15 protein-coding genes and 1 riboswitch are annotated in these 16887 nt (G+C 66.5%); of the genes, 8 read left to right on the top strand and 7 right to left on the bottom strand.

The features are described 5' to 3' along the window. Positions 1 to 85 precede the first annotated feature (85 nt). Positions 86 to 1117, top strand: a complete 1032-nt coding sequence (gene ahr, locus PCLY_RS17320) for an NADPH-dependent aldehyde reductase Ahr (protein WP_061240862.1) — start codon at positions 86 to 88, stop codon at positions 1115 to 1117. Between the two features lie 58 nt (positions 1118 to 1175). Then, positions 1176 to 1619: an acetyltransferase gene (locus PCLY_RS17315; RefSeq protein ID WP_061240861.1), complete on the top strand. Its 444-nt coding sequence runs from the start codon at positions 1176 to 1178 to the stop codon at positions 1617 to 1619. Here the strand turns inward: PCLY_RS17315 and PCLY_RS17310 are convergent. Next, positions 1609 to 2952, bottom strand: a complete 1344-nt coding sequence (locus PCLY_RS17310; RefSeq protein ID WP_061240860.1) for an aminotransferase-like domain-containing protein — start codon at positions 2950 to 2952, stop codon at positions 1609 to 1611. The genes PCLY_RS17315 and PCLY_RS17310 overlap by 11 nt on opposite strands. 80 nt (positions 2953 to 3032) lie before the next feature. On the opposite strand from PCLY_RS17310, the gene PCLY_RS17305 reads away from it, so the two are divergent. Continuing rightward, complete coding sequence (locus PCLY_RS17305) at positions 3033 to 4004, top strand: threonine dehydratase (RefSeq protein ID WP_061240859.1); 972 nt, start codon at positions 3033 to 3035, stop codon at positions 4002 to 4004. A gap of 2 nt (positions 4005 to 4006) precedes the next feature. Here PCLY_RS17305 and PCLY_RS17300 read toward each other — a convergent pair whose 3' ends face one another. Together PCLY_RS17300 and amn are read right to left on the bottom strand one after the other, a co-directional pair. Next, positions 4007 to 4819, bottom strand: coding sequence for a hypothetical protein (locus tag PCLY_RS17300; protein ID WP_061240858.1), 813 nt, complete (start codon positions 4817 to 4819; stop codon positions 4007 to 4009). 109 nt (positions 4820 to 4928) lie between these two features. Next, on the bottom strand, positions 4929 to 6401 hold the full coding sequence (gene amn / locus PCLY_RS17295; RefSeq protein WP_061240857.1) for an AMP nucleosidase: 1473 nt from the start codon (positions 6399 to 6401) through the stop codon (positions 4929 to 4931). Between the two features lie 127 nt (positions 6402 to 6528). On the opposite strand from amn, the gene PCLY_RS17290 reads away from it, so the two are divergent. Continuing rightward, positions 6529 to 7257 carry a hypothetical protein gene (locus PCLY_RS17290; RefSeq protein WP_061240856.1) on the top strand — a complete coding sequence of 243 codons (729 nt, stop codon included), beginning with the start codon at positions 6529 to 6531 and terminating at the stop codon, positions 7255 to 7257. A 9-nt stretch (positions 7258 to 7266) separates the two neighbouring features. Here PCLY_RS17290 and PCLY_RS17285 read toward each other — a convergent pair whose 3' ends face one another. The 4 genes from PCLY_RS17285 to PCLY_RS17270 form a co-directional block, all read right to left on the bottom strand. Next, positions 7267 to 7947, bottom strand: a complete 681-nt coding sequence (locus tag PCLY_RS17285) for an energy-coupling factor ABC transporter permease (RefSeq protein WP_061240855.1) — start codon at positions 7945 to 7947, stop codon at positions 7267 to 7269. A gap of 52 nt (positions 7948 to 7999) precedes the next feature. Continuing rightward, a riboswitch (cobalamin riboswitch) is annotated at positions 8000 to 8202 on the bottom strand. Positions 8203 to 8254: 52 nt separating this feature from the next. After that, positions 8255 to 9904, bottom strand: a complete 1650-nt coding sequence (locus tag PCLY_RS17280; RefSeq protein ID WP_061240854.1) for an acyl-CoA dehydrogenase family protein — start codon at positions 9902 to 9904, stop codon at positions 8255 to 8257. Further along, positions 9901 to 10542 (bottom strand): TetR/AcrR family transcriptional regulator, encoded by a 642-nt coding sequence (locus PCLY_RS17275; RefSeq protein WP_061240853.1) that lies wholly within the window; start codon positions 10540 to 10542, stop codon positions 9901 to 9903. Before PCLY_RS17275 ends, PCLY_RS17280 begins: the two co-directional genes overlap by 4 nt. Positions 10543 to 10660: 118 nt before the next feature. Continuing rightward, positions 10661 to 13069 (bottom strand): hybrid sensor histidine kinase/response regulator, encoded by a 2409-nt coding sequence (locus PCLY_RS17270; RefSeq protein WP_061240852.1) that lies wholly within the window; start codon positions 13067 to 13069, stop codon positions 10661 to 10663. Between the two features lie 388 nt (positions 13070 to 13457). Here PCLY_RS17270 and PCLY_RS17265 point away from each other — a divergent pair, with 388 nt between their 5' ends. The 4 genes from PCLY_RS17265 to PCLY_RS17250 are packed head-to-tail and all read left to right on the top strand — an operon-like array spanning position 13458 to position 16820. Next, a complete protein-coding gene (locus PCLY_RS17265) occupies positions 13458 to 14255 on the top strand; it encodes a hydroxymethylpyrimidine/phosphomethylpyrimidine kinase (protein WP_061241601.1) in 798 nt (265 codons plus the stop codon). Then, positions 14252 to 14875, top strand: a complete 624-nt coding sequence (gene thiE / locus PCLY_RS17260; protein WP_061240851.1) for a thiamine phosphate synthase — start codon at positions 14252 to 14254, stop codon at positions 14873 to 14875. The genes PCLY_RS17265 and thiE overlap by 4 nt, the downstream gene beginning before the upstream one ends. 23 nt (positions 14876 to 14898) lie before the next feature. Beyond that, positions 14899 to 16188 (top strand): glutamate-1-semialdehyde 2,1-aminomutase, encoded by a 1290-nt coding sequence (hemL, locus tag PCLY_RS17255; protein ID WP_061240850.1) that lies wholly within the window; start codon positions 14899 to 14901, stop codon positions 16186 to 16188. Next, positions 16188 to 16820 carry a DUF6962 family protein gene (locus tag PCLY_RS17250; protein ID WP_061240849.1) on the top strand — a complete coding sequence of 211 codons (633 nt, stop codon included), beginning with the start codon at positions 16188 to 16190 and terminating at the stop codon, positions 16818 to 16820. The genes hemL and PCLY_RS17250 overlap by 1 nt, the downstream gene beginning before the upstream one ends. Positions 16821 to 16887: the final 67 nt, after the last annotated feature.

Below are 16887 nucleotides of genomic sequence, written 5' to 3'. Positions count from 1 at the left end.
CCCACGATAAGCGCCGCTGATGGTGCTTCCACGTCCAGCCAGAGCGACTAAGCTGCTGGTTCTACCCTGCGATCAGGAGCCACCGATGAGCAACAACGCCGAACTCGCCACCTTCACCGGCTGGGCCGCCACCACGCCCAAGGCGCCATTGGAACGCCTGAGCTACGACCCCGGCCCGCTCGGCGCCGAAGAGGTGGAGGTGGCGGTGGAGTACTGCGGCATCTGCCACTCAGACCAGTCGATGATCGACAACGAATGGGGCAATGCTCGCTACCCCTTCATCCCCGGCCATGAAGTGGTCGGCACCATCGTCCGCCTGGGCGATCAGGCGCGCGGCCTCAAGCTGGGGCAACGTGTCGGCATCGGCTGGTACAAGGGCAGCTGCATGCACTGCGGCTCGTGCATGGAAGGCTCGCACAACCTGTGCCGCTCGGTGAAACCGACCATCGTCGGCAGCCACGGCGGCTTCGCCGATCGCCTGCGCTCGCACTGGGCCTGGGCCGTGCCGCTGCCCGAGGGCCTCGACCCGGCCCTGGTCGGCCCGCTGTTCTGCGCAGGCTCCACGGTGTTCAGCCCACTGCTGGAGTTCGACATCAAGCCCACCGACCGCGTCGGCGTGGTCGGCATCGGTGGCCTCGGTCATCTGGCGCTGCGCTTTCTCAACGCCTGGGGCTGCGAGGTCACCGCCTTCACCTCATCGCTGAACAAGCAGGACGAAGCCAAGCGCCTGGGCGCGCACAAGGTGGTGGCCTCCACCGACAGCGCGGCGATGAAGGCGATTGCCGGCACCCTGGATTTCCTTCTGGTCACCGCCAGTGCCGACCTCGACTGGGCGGCACTGATCGGCACCCTGGGCGGCAAGGGTCGCCTGCACTTCGTCGGTATCGTGCCCAGTGCCATCCCGGTGCATGTGTTCAACCTGATCCCGCAGCAGAAGAGCCTGTCCGGCTCGCCAGTAGGCTCGCCGAAAACCATGGCGACCATGCTCGAGTTCTGCGCCCGCCACCAGATCCTGCCGCAGGTCGAGCAATTTCCCATGAGCCAGGTGAATGCAGCCATCGATCACCTGCGCAGCGGCAAGGCGCGCTACCGCGTGGTGCTCGACGCCAGCAAATGACAGCACAGGCGCAGAGCTGGCATGCTCTGCGCCCTGCTCTCCCTTGATACCTGCCAGCATGCCAATGATGCTCGACACCCCCACTGCAGCCGACCTGCCCACCCTGGTGGAAATCTGGGAGGCCGCCGTGCGCGCCACTCACCACTTCCTGCCGGAAAGCGACCTGCAGGTGATCAAGCCGTTGCTGCGTGAGCAGTATTTCCCGGCCGTGCAACTGACCTGCGCGCGAGACGAAGCGGGACGGATACTGGGTTTTCTCGGTTGCGCAGAGAACAGGGTGGAAATGCTCTTCGTCGACCCGGCCTGCCATGGCCAGGGCGTAGGCAAGCGGCTGATGCGCCATGCCATCGACGAACTGGGCGCCACCCGCGTCGACGTCAACGAGCAGAACCCGCAGGCCGTGGGCTTCTACCAGCATCTGGGCTTCGTGGTCACCGAGCGCTCGCGGCTGGACGGGGGCGGACGGCCCTTCCCCATCCTGCATATGACGCTCAGCCAATAGGCCAAGCGGACACGATCCCTTCCAGCGCCTGCTTGAGCTGCACCCGGCTGGCTGCCGCCGCAAGGCTGATGCGCACGGCGCAGCCCGGATTGGCCTCCACCGCGAACACCTCGGCCGGCACCACCTCCACGCCATTTTGCCGACAGGCCTCGGCCAGGCCGGCCGGCGCCGCAACGTCCAGCCACAGATGCGGCGCCACCGCCCGGCCTTGCGGCATGCGCGGCCCGAGCACGCGCGCGGCCAGGCGCCAGCGTTGCTGTAGCTCGTCGAGCTGCCAGGCCAGGCGCTGATCGGCAATCCCGCTTTCGATCCACTCGCAGGCCAGCGCCAGGCTCAGCGGCGTCACCGCCCAGCGCGTGGCCTGGGCCTCGGGGTCGATGCGTTCGAGCAGCTGCGGCGCGCCCGCGATAAAGCCCAGGCGCAAGCCTGGCGCGACACTCTTGGACAGGCTGCTGATCAGCAGACAGCGCTCGGGCGCCTGCACTGCCAGCGGCGCCTCGCTGCCGAGCACGCCGTAGACGTCGTCTTCGATGATCCACAAGCCGCGGCGCTGCGCCACCTCGGCAATCGCCGCGCGGCGCTCGGCATTCAGGCTGGCGCCAGTGGGGTTCTGCAGACAGGGCGTGAGCACCGCCACACGCGCACCGGTGGCACGCGCCAGGCGGTCGAAGTCATCGGGCAGAATGCCGTGCGCGTCCATCGCCACGCCGTGCAGCGGCAGACGCAACTGGCGCGCGGCGGCCTTGATCCCCGGCGCGGTGTAGCGCTCCACCAGGATCGGTTCGCCCGCCTCGCACAGCGCCAGCAAAGCAGCGGAGACGCCCTGCTGGGCACCGGCACAAAGCAGCAGGCCACCCGGCGCCAGCAGCACGCCACGGCGGCGCAGCCAGGTGGCGCCGGCCAGGTGCGCGCGTTCGACCAGCGCCGCCGAGGGGTAGGCCTGCAGCGCATCCAGCTCGCCGCGTGCTGCCAGCGCAGCGAGGCTGGCGGAAAGATCGTGGTTGTCCGGGTCATGCACCGGCACGTTGGTCGACAGGTCGATCAGCGCGCCCTGCGTGGCCGGCTGTTTGAGACGGAACAGGCTCGCCTCGCGGCTGCCAGCGAGCACGTAGGTGCCACGCCCGACCTCGCCGGATACCAGATGCCGACGCGCCGCCTCGCGGTAGGCGAGCATCACCGTGCTCGGATTGATACCCAGCGCCCAGGCTAGACGGCGCTGCGGCGGCAGGCGCTCACCGGGCTTGAGCTCGCCCCGGCCGATAGCCGCGGCAATCGCCTCGACCAGTGCCAGGTAAGTGGGCAGGGAACTGTCGTGCAGATCAGGAAGCCACATTGTTTGCCATGCAATATAAGTATTTACCCATACAATGCGCCGCACTAGCATCGGGGTCAACGCCACCCGGAGCATCCGTCATGTTCGACCTCGCCCAACTGCGCCAGAGCGCACAACTGGTTCACCGCCATATGGCACCCACGCCGCAGCTGAACTGGCCGCTGCTGAGTGAGCGCACGGGGTGCGAGCTGTGGGTCAAGCACGAGAACCACGCGCCCACCGCCGCCTTCAAGGTGCGTGGCGGGCTGGTCTATATCGACGCTCTGCTACGCCGCGAGCCACAGGTGCGCGGCCTGGTCACCGCCACCCGTGGCAACCACGGCCAGAGCCTGGCGCTGGCTGCACGCCAGGCCGGGCTGGCGATCCGTATCCTGGTGCCACATGGCAACGCCCGCGAGAAGAACGCGGCGATGCGCGCCCTCGGCGCCGAGGTGATCGAGCATGGCCGCGATTTCGACGAAGCCCGTGCCGAGGCCGCGCGCCTGGCCGACCGCGACGGCCTGCACTGGGTGCCATCCCTGCATGAAGATCTGGTGCGCGGCGTCGCCACCTATGCTCTGGAACTGCTGGAGGCGGTGCCGAATCTGCGCCGGGTGTACGTGCCCATCGGCCTCGGCTCAGGCATCTGCGGGATGATCCGCACCCGTGACCTGCTTGGCCTCGACACCGAGATCGTCGGCGTGGTCGCCAGCGGTGCCGATGCCTACGCACAGAGTTTCGAGCAGGGCCGCCTGATCGAAACCGAACGCGCCATCACCCTGGCCGACGGCATGGCCTGCCGCCAGCCGCAGCAACTGGCGCTGGACGTGATCCGCGCTGGCGCCGCGCGCATCGTGCGGGTCGATGACGAGGAGATCCGCGCCGCCATCCGCAGCTATCACGAGGACAGCCACAATCTTGCCGAGGGCGCCGGTGCAGCGGCGCTGGCCGCCCTGCTGCAGGAGCGCGAGCTCAACGCCGGCCAGCGCGTGGCCGTGGTGCTCAGCGGCGCCAATATCGACCGCTCAGCGCTGGCCGAATTGCTGAGCGACGCGGCGCCGGCGGCCGCCTGAACTCAGGCCATGGCAAGGGACTCGGCAGGCGGCAGGCGAGCGGGTATCTGCCGCAACCAGCGCGACAGGCCCCACTCCGCCGCGATCACGCTCAGCAGCAGGCCGAGCTGGATCAGCAGCGCGATATAGAAGGGTTTGAATACATGGCCGATCTGCCGCTTGAGCAGACCCAAGAGGAACTCGGCGTGGAAGAGCTGCTCGATACGCGCATCCAGCACCTGCGTCAGCACCTTTTCGTTGAGCCCGCTGTAGCGCGCGGTTTCCTCTACCGCCATCTCACCCAGCGCCTTGCCCAGCAGGCTGGCGCGCAGTCGGTCGAACAGGTCGAAGGCGATGCGCTCGGCGGTAGAGGCCTCGGCACGCGCCTCGGCCTCCATTAGCCGCTCGCTGCGCAGGTAGTCCAGCGCCAGCTGGTTGAGCACCTCCTGCACGCTGGCATCGCGAACCGCCAGGGCACCCTGCTGGCCCTGCGCCTCGACGTAAGCCTGGAAGTCGCTCCAGATGCCATCGGCCAATTCCTGCACCACCGGTGCATAGCTGTCGAGATGGCGGTTGATCTGCTGCTGGCTGCCGTACAGCAGCCCACCCTGAAAACCGAGAAAACCTCCGGCCAGGGGCAGCAGCAGAAAGTAGAGTTTGAGCAGCAAGTGGTGCCAGCGCTTGTTACGCGCCAGACAGCCCAGGCGCTGCAGCTTGAAGGCCAGCAACAGGCCGAGCGCAGCACCCAGCGTGAGGGCCAGGCCGGTGTAGAGGAAAAGACTGAAAAAGCTGAAGGGTTCCCACAACGCCGTGAGCAGCAAGCGTGCCTGTTCCATGCGTATCGCCTCGTTCGTCCATGACGGGCGCGAGTTTAAACCCGAGCGTGAACGAACGCCGCACAGACGTGGCCGGACTGTGCGCCAGGCCACGCTGTCGGATCAGCCCCTAGCGGAACGGCGGCTCGTCGAAGCTGCGCAACTTGCGCGAATGCAACGAGTTCAGCTGGCTGCGCATCAGCTCCAGCGCCGCGATGCCGATGTGCAGGTGCTGGGTCACAGCGCGCTCGTAGAAGGCGCCCGCCGCGCCGGGCAGCTTGATCTCGCTGTGCAGGGGCTTGTCCGACACGCACAGCAGCGTGCCGTAGGGCACCCGCAGGCGATAACCCTGGGCAGCGATGGTGCCGCTCTCCATGTCCACCGCCACCGCACGCGACAGGTTGATCAGCGGTCGCTCCTGGGCCCAGCGCAGCTCCCAGTTGCGGTCGTCGTAGGTCAGCACGGTGCCGGTGCGCAGGCGCTTCTTCAGCTCATCGCCCTGCTCGCCGGTGACCAGCTTGGCGGCCTCCTGCAGTGCTTGCTGCACTTCGGCCAGCGCCGGCAATGGAATGTTCGGCGGCAGCACGCGGTCGAGGATGCCGTCACGGCGCATGTAGGCGTGGGCCAGCACGTAGTCGCCGATGGTCTGCGACTGACGCAGGCCGCCGCAGTGGCCGATCATCAGCCAGCAGTGCGGGCGCAGCACGGCCAGGTGGTCGGTGATGTTCTTGGCGTTGGACGGACCGACGCCGATATTGACCAGGGTGATGCCGTGACCGTCCTCGGCCTGCAGGTGGTAGGCCGGCATCTGGTAACGGTGCCAGACCACGTTCTCGATGATGGCCTGCATCTCGCCTTCGGCCATGCCTCGCTCGACCACCACGTTGCCCGGCAGCACCATGCGGGTGAAGCGCGAGTTGCCCACCAGCATGTCCAGACCATGGCGAATGAACTGGTCGACGTAGCGGTGGTAGTTGGTCAGCAGGATCCACGGCTGCACGTGATGCCAGTCGCTGCCGGTGTAGTGCTGGATGCGCTTGAGGGAAAAGTCGGTGCGCGCGGCGTCGAACAGCGCCAGCGGCAGCGGGTCGATGTTCTCCCAGTCGTACAGGCCGTCAGCGGTACCGTCGGTGGCGGCGGACAGGTCGGTGCTGGGGAACACCCGCGCCAGCTCGGCGGCGGTCACGCCACTGCCGGCCAGTTCATCGCCGCCCTCGACCACGTAGGGATAGGGAATGTTCTGCTGGCTGCGGCCGACCTCGACACGCAGGGTGAAGTCACTCATCAGCGGGCGCAGTTGCTCGAGCAGGTATTTGCGAAACGCTGCCGGCTGGGTCACGGTGATCGCGTAGGTACCCGGAATCTGCACCTTGGCGTAGGCGCGCACGGTGGTCGGCACCTCGCCCTGGCACAGGTAGGTCAGGCGCAGTTCGGGATAACGGAACAGGCAATGCTCGCTGGCATCCGGGCGGATACGCTCCTTGAGGTAACGCTTGAGCGCCTGGCTCAACGCACCAGTGGCTTCCTGGTGCAGGGCGGCAAGGCGGTCGACTGCCTCTTCGGGGGTGTGGGCAATGATGAAATCATCTGAGCAGGCTTTCACTGTGCATATTCCTGACTGAACGTACGTGTCTATCTTGCCTGCATACGGAGAGGAAAACATAGCGCGACAACCCTCGCCCCTCACTAGCAGCGACTAGTCTTGGATCAAACTGTCAGAGGTCATCTTCATGCGTCGTGCAATCGTTCTGCTGTTGGCCAGCGCCTCATGCGTCAGCGCCTGGTCCGGAGACCTCGATGGGCATTACCGGGCCACCCTCGATGGCCAGCCTACCGAGCTGATCCTGCGCCAGAAGGGCGAACAGGTCGAAGGGCAGTACGTGGAGAATCGCACCCTGCGCCTGAACCTCAGGGGGCGTTACGACGGCCAGGTGTTGCGCGCAGAGATCAGCGATCCGCAGTCCGGCCTGCTGCTGGCCAACATGAACGCCACCTACGCCAATGCCATGCTCAATACCAGTATTGCCGCGCGCAACCCTCGCAACGGCGAGGTGCTGGAACGCCAGGCGCTGTTCAAACGCGAAGCCGCAGCAACGGCGGCGACGCCGCCCGCTGCCGGCGCGCAGGACCCGGCGCTGGTCGGCACCTGGGTGCACGAGAAGATCATCAACAGCGGCGGTGCCAACTTCGCCTCGTTCAACACCCTGATGACCCTGCAGCTGAACGCCGACGGCAGCGTCACCCAGTGGAGCCGCTCTGCTGGCGGCGGCAGCGACTGGAGCTACGACAGCCCGGGCGAAGTGCAGTACAGCGGCCACTGGCGCAGCCAGGACGGCATGCTGATGGTGCGCCTGGCAGGCGCCGCCGACTATCAACCCGCCGCCTACTACCGCTTCAGCGACCAGTACCTGGTCACCGAGAGCAATACCGGCAAGATGATCTGGCAGCGCCGCCGCTGAGCGGCGGGGTCAGGCCGCCTGGTGCAGGCGCACGTTGAACAGCGGCCCCAGGCTGAAACGCGACATGGCCTTGGCAGCGGCCAGCACGCCCAGGTCGACCAGCGGTTCGATCAGGATCACGCTCATGTAGGCCAGACCAAAGCTGCCCACTGCCGCCAGGTTCTCGCTGGAGAAACCGTGACCGTAGAAGGCCCAGAACGCGACCCAGGCAACGATGCCGCCCTGATAGGCAGTCGACAGCGCCAGCGCCTGCTTGTAGGAAAGATCGACGTAGGCGGTGCCCGGCGCGACGATGCGCTTGGCCAGCAGGCTGATGCCCCACAGCGGGATCAACAGCGTGGTGACGTTCATGCCGTACTGCGGCAGGTCGAACTGGGCGAACAGCAAGCCCTGCAGCAACAGCCCCGCAGCCAGGCCGATGGCCGTGGCACCGGCGCCGAACAGCAGCAGCAGCGTGGAGCCGAGGATCAGGTGCACCTCGGAAACGCCCACCGCATGATGCGGAAACACCTCGAAGAAGCAGAACACCAGAGCGGTGGTCAGCAGGCTGCGCAGCGCCAGGGCGGCGACGCCGCCGTTGTTGCGGACGCTGTCCAGGGCGAGTTTGGCGGTCAGGCCAAAAGCGGTGACGGCCGTTGCGTAGCTGAGCAGGATCTTGGCGCCTTCGACGACGCCCGGTTCGATATGCATGCGAGTTCCTTTGCCGCGCCCACCGCGCGACGATTCGGATGAAGGGTAGGCAAAACGCCCGTTGTCGATGGCAGGTCTCCTGGCTCACGGCTTGGCACTTCGCCCGCCTTCCCGACCGAAGTCAGTGGCATGAGGGCATCGTTCGCCGCTTACAGTTGCGGGGGCAGCCAGGGCATTGGCGAGATTCGCCGCACCCTGTTCCCTTTTCATCCGCGTCACAGGCGTGCACGCAGAACCATCGGCCGCAAGATTACTCGCCTGCCCGGCTAAAAAACAGCGCGCCAGGCAATCCGCCCTCGGCACTCGCTCAGGCCAGGTGGGGCGCACTGCGCGCCAACAGCGCCTCGACGTCGACACCACGCGGCAAGGTGCCGTAGACCCGGCCACGCCCTTCCAGGCGGCTGGCGATAAAGGCATCGCTCACCACGCTGTTGCCCGCCTCCAGCAGCAGCTTGGCCTGCAGCGCCACGGCCATGTCTTCGGTGAGTTGGCGAGCGCGGTACTGGATGTCGGCGGTGTCGGCAAAATCGGCCTGCAAGCGCTGGATATGCGCCTTCAGGCGAGCATCGCCGTGGCCATCACCCAGTTCGGCGAACAGCGCGTCGAGCACGCCCGGCTCCTTGGACAGCGCGCGCAGCACGTCCAGACACTGCACGTTGCCCGAACCTTCCCAGATCGAGTTGACCGGCGCTTCGCGATACAGACGCGGCAGGATGGTTTCTTCGACGTAACCGGCGCCGCCCATGCACTCGCTGGCCTCATAGATCATTTCCGGGGCGCGCTTGCAGATCCAGTACTTGCCCACGGCGGTGACCAGGCGAGCGAACTTGTCTTCCTGCGCGTCATGCGCGTGGTCGAGCGCACGGCCCATGCGCATGCACAGCGCCAGCGCGGCCTCGCTCTCCAGCGCCAGGTCGGCCAGCACGTTCTGCATCAGCGGCTGGTCGGCGAGCAGCTTGCCGCCCACCAGGCGATGCGCGCAGTGGTGCGCGGCCTGGGTCAGTGCCTGGCGCATCAGGCTGCTGGAGCCGACCATGCAGTCGAAGCGGGTCATGGCCACCATCTCGATGATGGTCGGCACGCCACGCCCTTCCTCGCCGAGCATCCAGGCGAAGGCGCCACGGTATTCCACCTCGCTGGAGGCATTGGCCCAGTTGCCCAGTTTGTTCTTCAGACGCTGGATGTAGAACTGGTTGCGCGTGCCGTCCGGGCGGTGACGCGGCAACAGGAAGCACGACAGGCCCCTGTCGGTGTGGGCCAGGGTGAGGAAGGCGTCGCACATCGGCGCCGAGCAGAACCACTTGTGGCCGACCAGTTCGTAGCCCTGCCCCGGCCCGCCCAAGCCGATGGGATAGGCGCGGGTGGTGTTGGCGCGCACGTCGGTGCCGCCCTGCTTCTCGGTCATGGCCATGCCGATGGTGACGCCGGCCTTCTGCTCCATCGGCAGGTTGCGCGGGTCGTACTCGGTGGAGAGGATCTTCGGCAGCCATTGCTCGGCCACGTTGGGCTGCAAGCGAATGGCTGGCACCGCAGCGAAGGTCATGGTCAGCGGGCAGCCGCTGGCCGCCTCGGCCTGGCTGTGCAGGTAGGTCAGGCCGGCGCGGGCGACATGCGCACCGGCGCGCGGATCGGTCCAGGGCAGCGACGGCAAGCCATGCTCGACCGCCGTGCGCATCAGCTCGTGATAGGCCGGGTGAAACTCCACCAGGTCAATGCGATTGCCGTAACGATCATGGCTCTTGAACACCGGCTTGTTCTCGTTGGCGAGAAAGCCGGCCTGCATCAGGGCGCCGCCGGTCAGCGCGCCATAGGCGCTCAGGCGCTCGTAGGCCCAGCCGCCGTCGTAACGACGAGTCCACTCCTGCAAGGGCAGGTCGAGGCGATACAGGTTGGCACCGTCCAGGCTCGGCACCTGGTTGAACACCTCGTGGGTTTCGGCATTCAGGCTGTGGTTCATCGCGTGAGCTCCTCGGCGCCGACGGCGCGCAGGCAGAAGGTGGCAAGGCTGGCGCTGACCTGCGCCAGCTCCAGGGTGGGCCTACCCGCTTCGCGAGCGGCGCGGGCAGGTGGCGACAGGGGGCCGACCAGCGCCTCGGCAATCGCACCGACCAGGCAGGCCGCCGTAAGACCGATCTGCTCGAGGCGAAACTCGCCGGCAGCGGCGCCCTCCTCCAGCAAATCGATGAACAGCTCGGCGTAGGCTTCGCGATAGAGCAGGCGCTGCTCGTCGACCTCCGGATCGACCGGCTCGGCGATCAGCGCGAAGGCCAGGCGGCGGCTGTGCCAGGCGCGGGCGGCGAACTGTTCCAGACCGATGCGCAGGCGCTCGCTGGCACGCCCCGGACCACGAAAGGCGGCAGCCAGGGCGTTGACCTCTCGCTGGCTGGCAGCGGCGAAGACTTCGGCGGCCAGTTCGCCCTTGCTGCGAAAGTGCCGGTACAGACTGCCGGTGGCGATACCGACATCATCGGCCAGTGCCTGCATGGTCAGGGCGGCGAAACCACCCGCGGCCACCCGCAGCAAGGCACAATCGAGGATGCGCTGGCGCTGCGCATGATCGCGGTCGAGTCGAGCTTCAGTGATGCGATAAGCCATGGTCTGAATCCTGATTCACATGTATGCAGTGAATCAGGATTCAGACCATGGCTAAAGAGGCTATCCGGCCAAACCTGCCGCTGAATCGGGAAGCAGACGAGCTGGAGCAGGCCGCCGCTCAGGCCGGCGCGGAACCGCCGGAAACCGTAGCGGCATGGCACAGCACCCATTCATGCAGGAGGATGCGCAGCTCCTCGAACTTCACCGGTTTGGCCAGGTAATCGCTCATGCCTGCGGCCAGGCAGCGCTCACGGTCGCCGCTGTGGCTATGCGCCGTGATCGCCAGCACCGGTAACTCGACGCAACCTGGCAGCGCACGGATCGCCCGGCAGGTGGCGAAGCCGTCCATCACCGGCATCTGGCAGTCCAGCAGCACGGCGTCGACGGTTTCGCCGCGCAGCAGCTCCAGCGCCTCGGCACCGTTGTCGGCGGTGCGCACCCGGTAGCCGAGCTTGAGCAACATGCCGCGGGTTACCAGCTGGTTGATCGCGTTGTCCTCGACAATCAGCACCGTGCACTGCTGCGCCTGGCGCTGCACCGTGCCAGTCGGTGCGCGCGGCGGACGCGCAGCCGGCGCCGCCTGCTGCTCCGGCAGGGTCAGCGGCACGTTGAGGCGAAAGCGGCTGCCGACGCCAGGCTGCGACTCGTGACTGAGGCTGCCGCCGAGCAGGTCGACCAACTGGCGACAGATCGCCAGGCCGATGCCAAGGCCGCCATACTTGCGGGTCATGGAGCCGTCGAGCTGATGAAAGCGCTGATACAGGTCGCCTTCATGGGTGAAACCGATCCCGCTGTCGCTGACCACCACGCTCAGCGGCAGACTGCTGCCCACGCTACCGGCACGGCCGACCTGCAGAACCACGCCACCGTCGCTGGTGAACTTGATGGCGTTGTCCAGCAGGTAACCCAGGGCCTGAGCCAGTTTGGCCGCGTCGCCATCCAGGGTATCGGGCAGGTGGTCATCCAGTTCCAGGGTGAAGGTCAGCCCCTTCTCTTCCGCACGCGGCGCGTACTGGGCGCGCAGGCCGTCGAACAGTCCGCGCAGGCTGAACGCCTCACGCCGCGGGTAGAGCTTGCCGGCCTGCAGTTCGGTCAGGGCGAGGATGTCGTTGACCATACGCATCATGTCGCGTGCGGACGCCGCCGCGGTCTTCTGGTACTGCTCCAGCTCGATGTCCATCTTCACCGTCTGCATCAGCTCCAGCGAGCCGATCACGCCATTCATCGGCGTGCGCAACTCGTGGGTGACGGTGGCAAGGAACTCGTCCTTGAACCGGTTGCTGTCGGCCAGTTCCTGGTTCAACGCTTCGAGCTTGCGGCCGGCTTCCTGCAGGATGCGCGTGCGCTCTTCCTTCATCGCGTTGATGCGATCGGCCAGTGCCAGCGACAGCAGGCCCACTTCCAGCGCCGAACCGATCTGGCTGGCATACATGGTGAAAAAGACGTTGGGCAGATAGCCCAGCACCATCAGGGTGTTGACGATGCCACCGATGAGAAAGGCGCTCCAGGCGAAGATGAAGTAGCGCGCCACACGCATGCCGCGCAGCCAGGCGAGGATGCCGGCGGCGAAGATCACCACGGTGAACAGCAGGGCCAGGTAGGTCGCCAGGCGCAGCGCCGTCGCGTAACTGAGGCACAGCGCCAGGATCATGACCCCGGCGCCACAGGCCATCAGCAGCAGCAACAGGCGGTCGACCCAGGGACTGTGCTCCGAGGTGTGCAGGAAGCTGCGCGCGAACTGACAGCCGAACAGCGCCGCCGAACCAATCAGGAAAGGAGTCGCAGCGTTGGCCCACCAGGGGTTGTCGGGCCAGAAATACTCGATGCCGGCACCGTTGACCGAGATCTGATAGAGGCCGAACGAGGCGATATAGAGAATGTAATAGAGGTAACTGGTGTCGCGGACGCTGAGAAAGATGAACAGGTTATAGAACAGCATCACCAGCAACACGCCGTAGATGATACCGAGCACGTAGATGCGCCCCGGCTGCTCTTCCAGAAAGGCATTGGGTGCCCAGAGGGTCAGCGGCGCCTGGATCGAGCCCTGACTTTCCAGGCGCAGGTAGATGCGTTTTTCCTGGTTAGGCTCGAGGCTCACCTCGAAGAGGTAGTTGTTCTGGCGGATCTGCCGGCTGTCGAACGGCAACGCATCGCCAGTGCGTTGAGCCAGGGCGAAGCCGCCCGTCTCATCCGGCAGATACAGTTCCAGGTGATCGAGCGGCGGATAGGCCAGTTCCAGCAACCAGTTGCGCGCGCCCCGCGCCTTGTGAGGCAGGTAATGCAGGTCCAGGCGCAGCCAGAATACCGAGCGCGAATAGCCGGCATTGAGCACCGGCTTGTCATGCAGACGGAAGCTGCCTTGCACGGCCGGCGAGGCGATATCGTCGATGCTGGCGTCGCCACGCACGTCCTCGAACACGTACATGCTCTGTCCCAGCGGCAGCGCACGCGTCTGTTCGTCGAAGGTAACGGCGCCCACAAGCGAGGGAAGAACGAGGCTCAGGATGAGCAGGAGCAGCCGGTACATACGACTCCAAAACCCTGTCGAACGACGCCCAGGCCCCCATTAGCCCATCGGATGGCGCCGTCACGCACGGCAGACTTATATTCGAATCGCTCTACTCTAGGGACTGTTGGGACGCTTTTCCAGATTCAGGCGGCAGTTTCAGCAGTGTGTAGACCATAGTCGCAGCCAGGTACGGCTAGGCAGACACCCCGCTACGGCTTCAGCTCGAAGGCACCGAGGCGCGCGCTCCGGCATGGAGCACAGCGCTCGTTCGATGCAACCCGAGGTGGTGGCCCGGAATGATGCCATTCCCAGACTGGCCAGCTTCGATGCCTGCGACAATCACAACGGCTGCCCAGCGCCATGGCATGCAGCGACCGACAGGCGGTTAGTGATAAGCTCGCGCACCATGAAAACGCCAAACTTCCGCCCCGTAGTGCTCTGCATGTCCGGCCACGACCCGAGCGGTGGTGCCGGTTTGCAGGCCGACATCGAAGCCCTGCTGGCCCAAGGCTGCCACGCCGCCCCGACGGTGACCGCCCTGACCGTGCAGGATACCGTCAACGTCAGCGATTTCCGCGTACTCGACCGTGACTGGGTACTGGCCCAGGCCCGCGCCGTGATCGCCGATATGCCCGTCGCAGCCGTCAAGCTGGGCATGCTTGGCTCGGTGGAGATGGTCGACACCGTGCTTGAGGTGATGAGCCAGCTACCCGGCGTCCCACTGGTCTGCGACCCGGTGCTGCGCGCTGGCGGCGGCGGCTCGCTGGGCAAGGAAGACGTCGGCTATGCCATGCGCGAGCGCCTGTTCGCCGCATCCACCATCGCCACACCGAACCTGCCGGAAGCACGTATCCTCGCCGAGTTGCCGCAAGGCAGCGCCGACGAATGCGCCGACAAGCTGCTGCCGTTTATCGAGCACCTGCTGATCACTGGCGGCCACGGTGACGAAGCCGAAGTGCACAACCGCCTGTACTGCCGCGACGGCAGCCGTCACACCTTCACCTGCGCGCGCCTGCCCGGTAGCTACCATGGCTCCGGTTGCACCCTGGCCAGCACTCTGGCCGGTCGCCTGGCCCTCGGACAGAAACTGGTCAGTGCAGTGAAGAGCGCCCTCGATTACACCTGGTGCACCTTGCGTGACGCCGAGCAACCCGGCCACGGCCAGTACGTGCCGCGCCGCCTGCCGTTGGATTACGGCCAATGAGCCTGCGCGGCCTCTACGCCATCACCGACACCCCGCTGCTGGCCGGCGGCAAGCTGCTGCCCTACGCCGAAGCGGCCTTGCGCGGCGGCGCGCGCCTGTTGCAATACCGCGACAAATCCACCGACGCCGCACGCCGCTTCGATGAAGCCCAGGCCCTGGCCGAGCTGTGCCAACGCCACGGCGCCACGCTGATCATCAACGACGACCTGGAGCTGGCCGCACGCCTGGGCGTTGGCCTGCACCTGGGGCAAAGCGACGGCTCGCTAGCCGCCGCCCGTGCCCGCCTCGGTGCCGATACGGTGATCGGCGGCACCTGCCATGCCCAGCTGGAGCTGGCCGAACGTGCAGTCGCCGAAGGCGCCAGCTATATCGCCTTCGGCCGCTTCTTCAACTCCAACACCAAACCTGGCGCCCCGGCTGCCACCGTGGAGCTGCTGGATGAAGCGCGCGCGCGTTTTGCCCAGCCCATCGTCGCCATCGGCGGTGTGACCTTAGGCACCGCGCCAGGCCTCATCGCCCGCGGCGCCAGCATGGTCGCCGTGATCCACGCCCTGTTCGCTGCGGACTCCGCCCTCGAGGTAGAAGACCGCGCCCGCGCCTTCGCCGCGCTGTTCGATTGACCCTTTTGCAGAGAGAACCCGTCATGTCCCGCTCCGAGATCCTCTTCGCCAACGCCCAGAAACACATTCCCGGCGGCGTCAACTCGCCGGTGCGCGCCTTCCGCAGCGTCGGCGGCACCCCGCTGTTCTTCAAGCACGCCGCTGGCGCCTATGTCGTCGACGAAGACGACAAGCGTTACGTCGACTACGTCGGCTCCTGGGGCCCGATGATCCTCGGCCACAGCCACCCGGACGTACTCGATTCGGTGCGCCGCCAGCTGGAACACGGCCTGTCCTACGGCGCGCCGACCGCTCTGGAAACCGAAATGGCCGAGCTGGTCTGCAGCCTGGTGCCGTCGATGGAAATGGTACGCATGGTCAGCTCCGGCACCGAGGCGACCATGAGCGCCATCCGCCTGGCCCGTGGCTATACCGGCCGCGACAGCATCATCAAGTTCGAAGGCTGCTACCACGGTCACTCCGACAGCCTGCTGGTCAAGGCCGGCTCCGGTCTGCTGACCCAGGGCGTGCCGAACTCCGCGGGCGTGCCGGCGGCCTTCGCCAAGCACACCCTGACCCTGCCGTTCAACGACATCGCCGCCGTGGCCGAGTGCCTGGCCCAGGTCGGCCAGGAAGTCGCCTGCATCATCGTCGAGCCAGTGGCCGGCAACATGAACTGCGTACCGCCAGCGCCGGGCTTCCTCGAAGGCCTGCGCGAGCAGTGCGACAAGCATGGCGTGGTGCTGATCTTCGACGAAGTGATGACCGGTTTCCGCGTCGCCCTCGGCGGCGCCCAGGCGCACTACGGCGTCACTCCGGACCTGACCACCTTCGGCAAGATCATCGGCGGCGGCATGCCGGTGGGCTGCTTCGGCGGCAAGCGCGCGATCATGGAACGCATCGCCCCGCTCGGCCCGGTCTACCAGGCCGGCACCCTGTCAGGTAACCCGCTGGCCATGGCCGCCGGCCTGACCACTCTCAAGCTGATAAGCCGCCCGGGCTTCCACACCGAGCTCAGCGACTACACCTCGCGCATGCTCGCGGGCCTGCAGGAGCGTGCCGATGCGGCAGGCGTTCCCTTCGTCACCACGCAAGCCGGGGCCATGTTCGGCCTGTACTTCAGCGGTGCCGACGACATCGTCACCTTCGCCGATGTGATGGCCAGCGACAGCGCGCGCTTCAACCGCTTCTTCCACCTGATGCTCGATGGCGGCGTGTACCTGGCGCCAAGCGCCTTCGAGGCCGGTTTCACCTCCATCGCCCACGGTGACAAGGAGCTGGAAATCACCTTCGCCGCCGCCGAGCGCGCTTTCGCCGAGCTGAAAAAAGCCTGATGCAATACAGCACCGCCTTCACCGATGCCTTGCTGGCACTGGCGTGCGCCGCCTGCGCCTGGCTGATCGGCCGGGCACGCGGGCGCTACGGCGAGGGCGATCAGCCAGCGTTGTTCTGCGCCCTGCTCGGTTTTCTGCTGCCAGCAGCGGCCGCCAGCGTCGGCGTGATTCGCTACGGTTTCGACCCAAGCTGGCAGCCCGCACATCTGTGGCTCACGCAAGCCAGCAGTTTTCTCGGCCTGCCCCTGCTCGGCGCCGCCGCCCTGGCGCTGGGCCGCGGCTGGGCCTGGAGCCGACCGAACTGGGGGCGCATCCTGCTCGGACTGTGCGCGTTCTTCGAGCTGTTCCGTCAACTGGGTTATCTGGAGGACTACCGCCTGGCGCTGAACCTGGCCACGCTGGTACTGATCCTCCTTGCCGGCGCCGTGCAATGGCCACGCCGTGCACCTGCGATCATCGCTGCCGTGGCGGCGGGCCTGTTTCTGCTGGCTGGCCTGGCAGTTGGCAGCGAGGGCATGATCGGGCCGCTGCGCCGCGTCGACCTGTTCCATCTGCTACTGGCACCGGCCTACCCGCTGCTGGCCTGGCTGCTGCTGAGCCTGCCGGCAAGCGCAAAGCGACAGCCCGGTTAACAGAGCGCTGAAAAACGTCGGCGACGACTGCATGGATGCAGGCGGTAGAGCGAAGCAGGAAGCCAAA

It is taken from the genome of Ectopseudomonas composti, from assembly GCF_001567565.1.
Taxonomy (GTDB): Bacteria; Pseudomonadota; Gammaproteobacteria; order Pseudomonadales; family Pseudomonadaceae; genus Aquipseudomonas; species Aquipseudomonas composti_A.
This window is presented reverse-complemented; position numbering and strand designations above follow the sequence as displayed.

Excerpts from the sequence above, each read along its gene's own strand:
- PCLY_RS17290 (WP_061240856.1), top strand. The coding sequence starts at position 6,529 with ATGCGTCGTGCAATCGTTCTGCTGTTGGCCAGCGCCTCATGCGTCAGC.
- PCLY_RS17250 (WP_061240849.1), top strand. The coding sequence starts at position 16,188 with ATGCAATACAGCACCGCCTTCACCGATGCCTTGCTGGCACTGGCGTGC.
- thiE (WP_061240851.1), top strand. The coding sequence starts at position 14,252 with ATGAGCCTGCGCGGCCTCTACGCCATCACCGACACCCCGCTGCTGGCC.
- ahr (WP_061240862.1), top strand. The coding sequence starts at position 86 with ATGAGCAACAACGCCGAACTCGCCACCTTCACCGGCTGGGCCGCCACC.
- PCLY_RS17285 (WP_061240855.1), bottom strand. The coding sequence starts at position 7,947 with ATGCATATCGAACCGGGCGTCGTCGAAGGCGCCAAGATCCTGCTCAGC.
- PCLY_RS17310 (WP_061240860.1), bottom strand. The coding sequence starts at position 2,952 with ATGTGGCTTCCTGATCTGCACGACAGTTCCCTGCCCACTTACCTGGCA.
- hemL (WP_061240850.1), top strand. The coding sequence starts at position 14,899 with ATGTCCCGCTCCGAGATCCTCTTCGCCAACGCCCAGAAACACATTCCC.
- PCLY_RS17305 (WP_061240859.1), top strand. The coding sequence starts at position 3,033 with ATGTTCGACCTCGCCCAACTGCGCCAGAGCGCACAACTGGTTCACCGC.
- PCLY_RS17270 (WP_061240852.1), bottom strand. The coding sequence starts at position 13,069 with ATGTACCGGCTGCTCCTGCTCATCCTGAGCCTCGTTCTTCCCTCGCTT.
- PCLY_RS17265 (WP_061241601.1), top strand. The coding sequence starts at position 13,458 with ATGAAAACGCCAAACTTCCGCCCCGTAGTGCTCTGCATGTCCGGCCAC.
- PCLY_RS17300 (WP_061240858.1), bottom strand. The coding sequence starts at position 4,819 with ATGGAACAGGCACGCTTGCTGCTCACGGCGTTGTGGGAACCCTTCAGC.
- PCLY_RS17275 (WP_061240853.1), bottom strand. The coding sequence starts at position 10,542 with ATGGCTTATCGCATCACTGAAGCTCGACTCGACCGCGATCATGCGCAG.
- PCLY_RS17280 (WP_061240854.1), bottom strand. The coding sequence starts at position 9,904 with ATGAACCACAGCCTGAATGCCGAAACCCACGAGGTGTTCAACCAGGTG.
- PCLY_RS17315 (WP_061240861.1), top strand. The coding sequence starts at position 1,176 with ATGCCAATGATGCTCGACACCCCCACTGCAGCCGACCTGCCCACCCTG.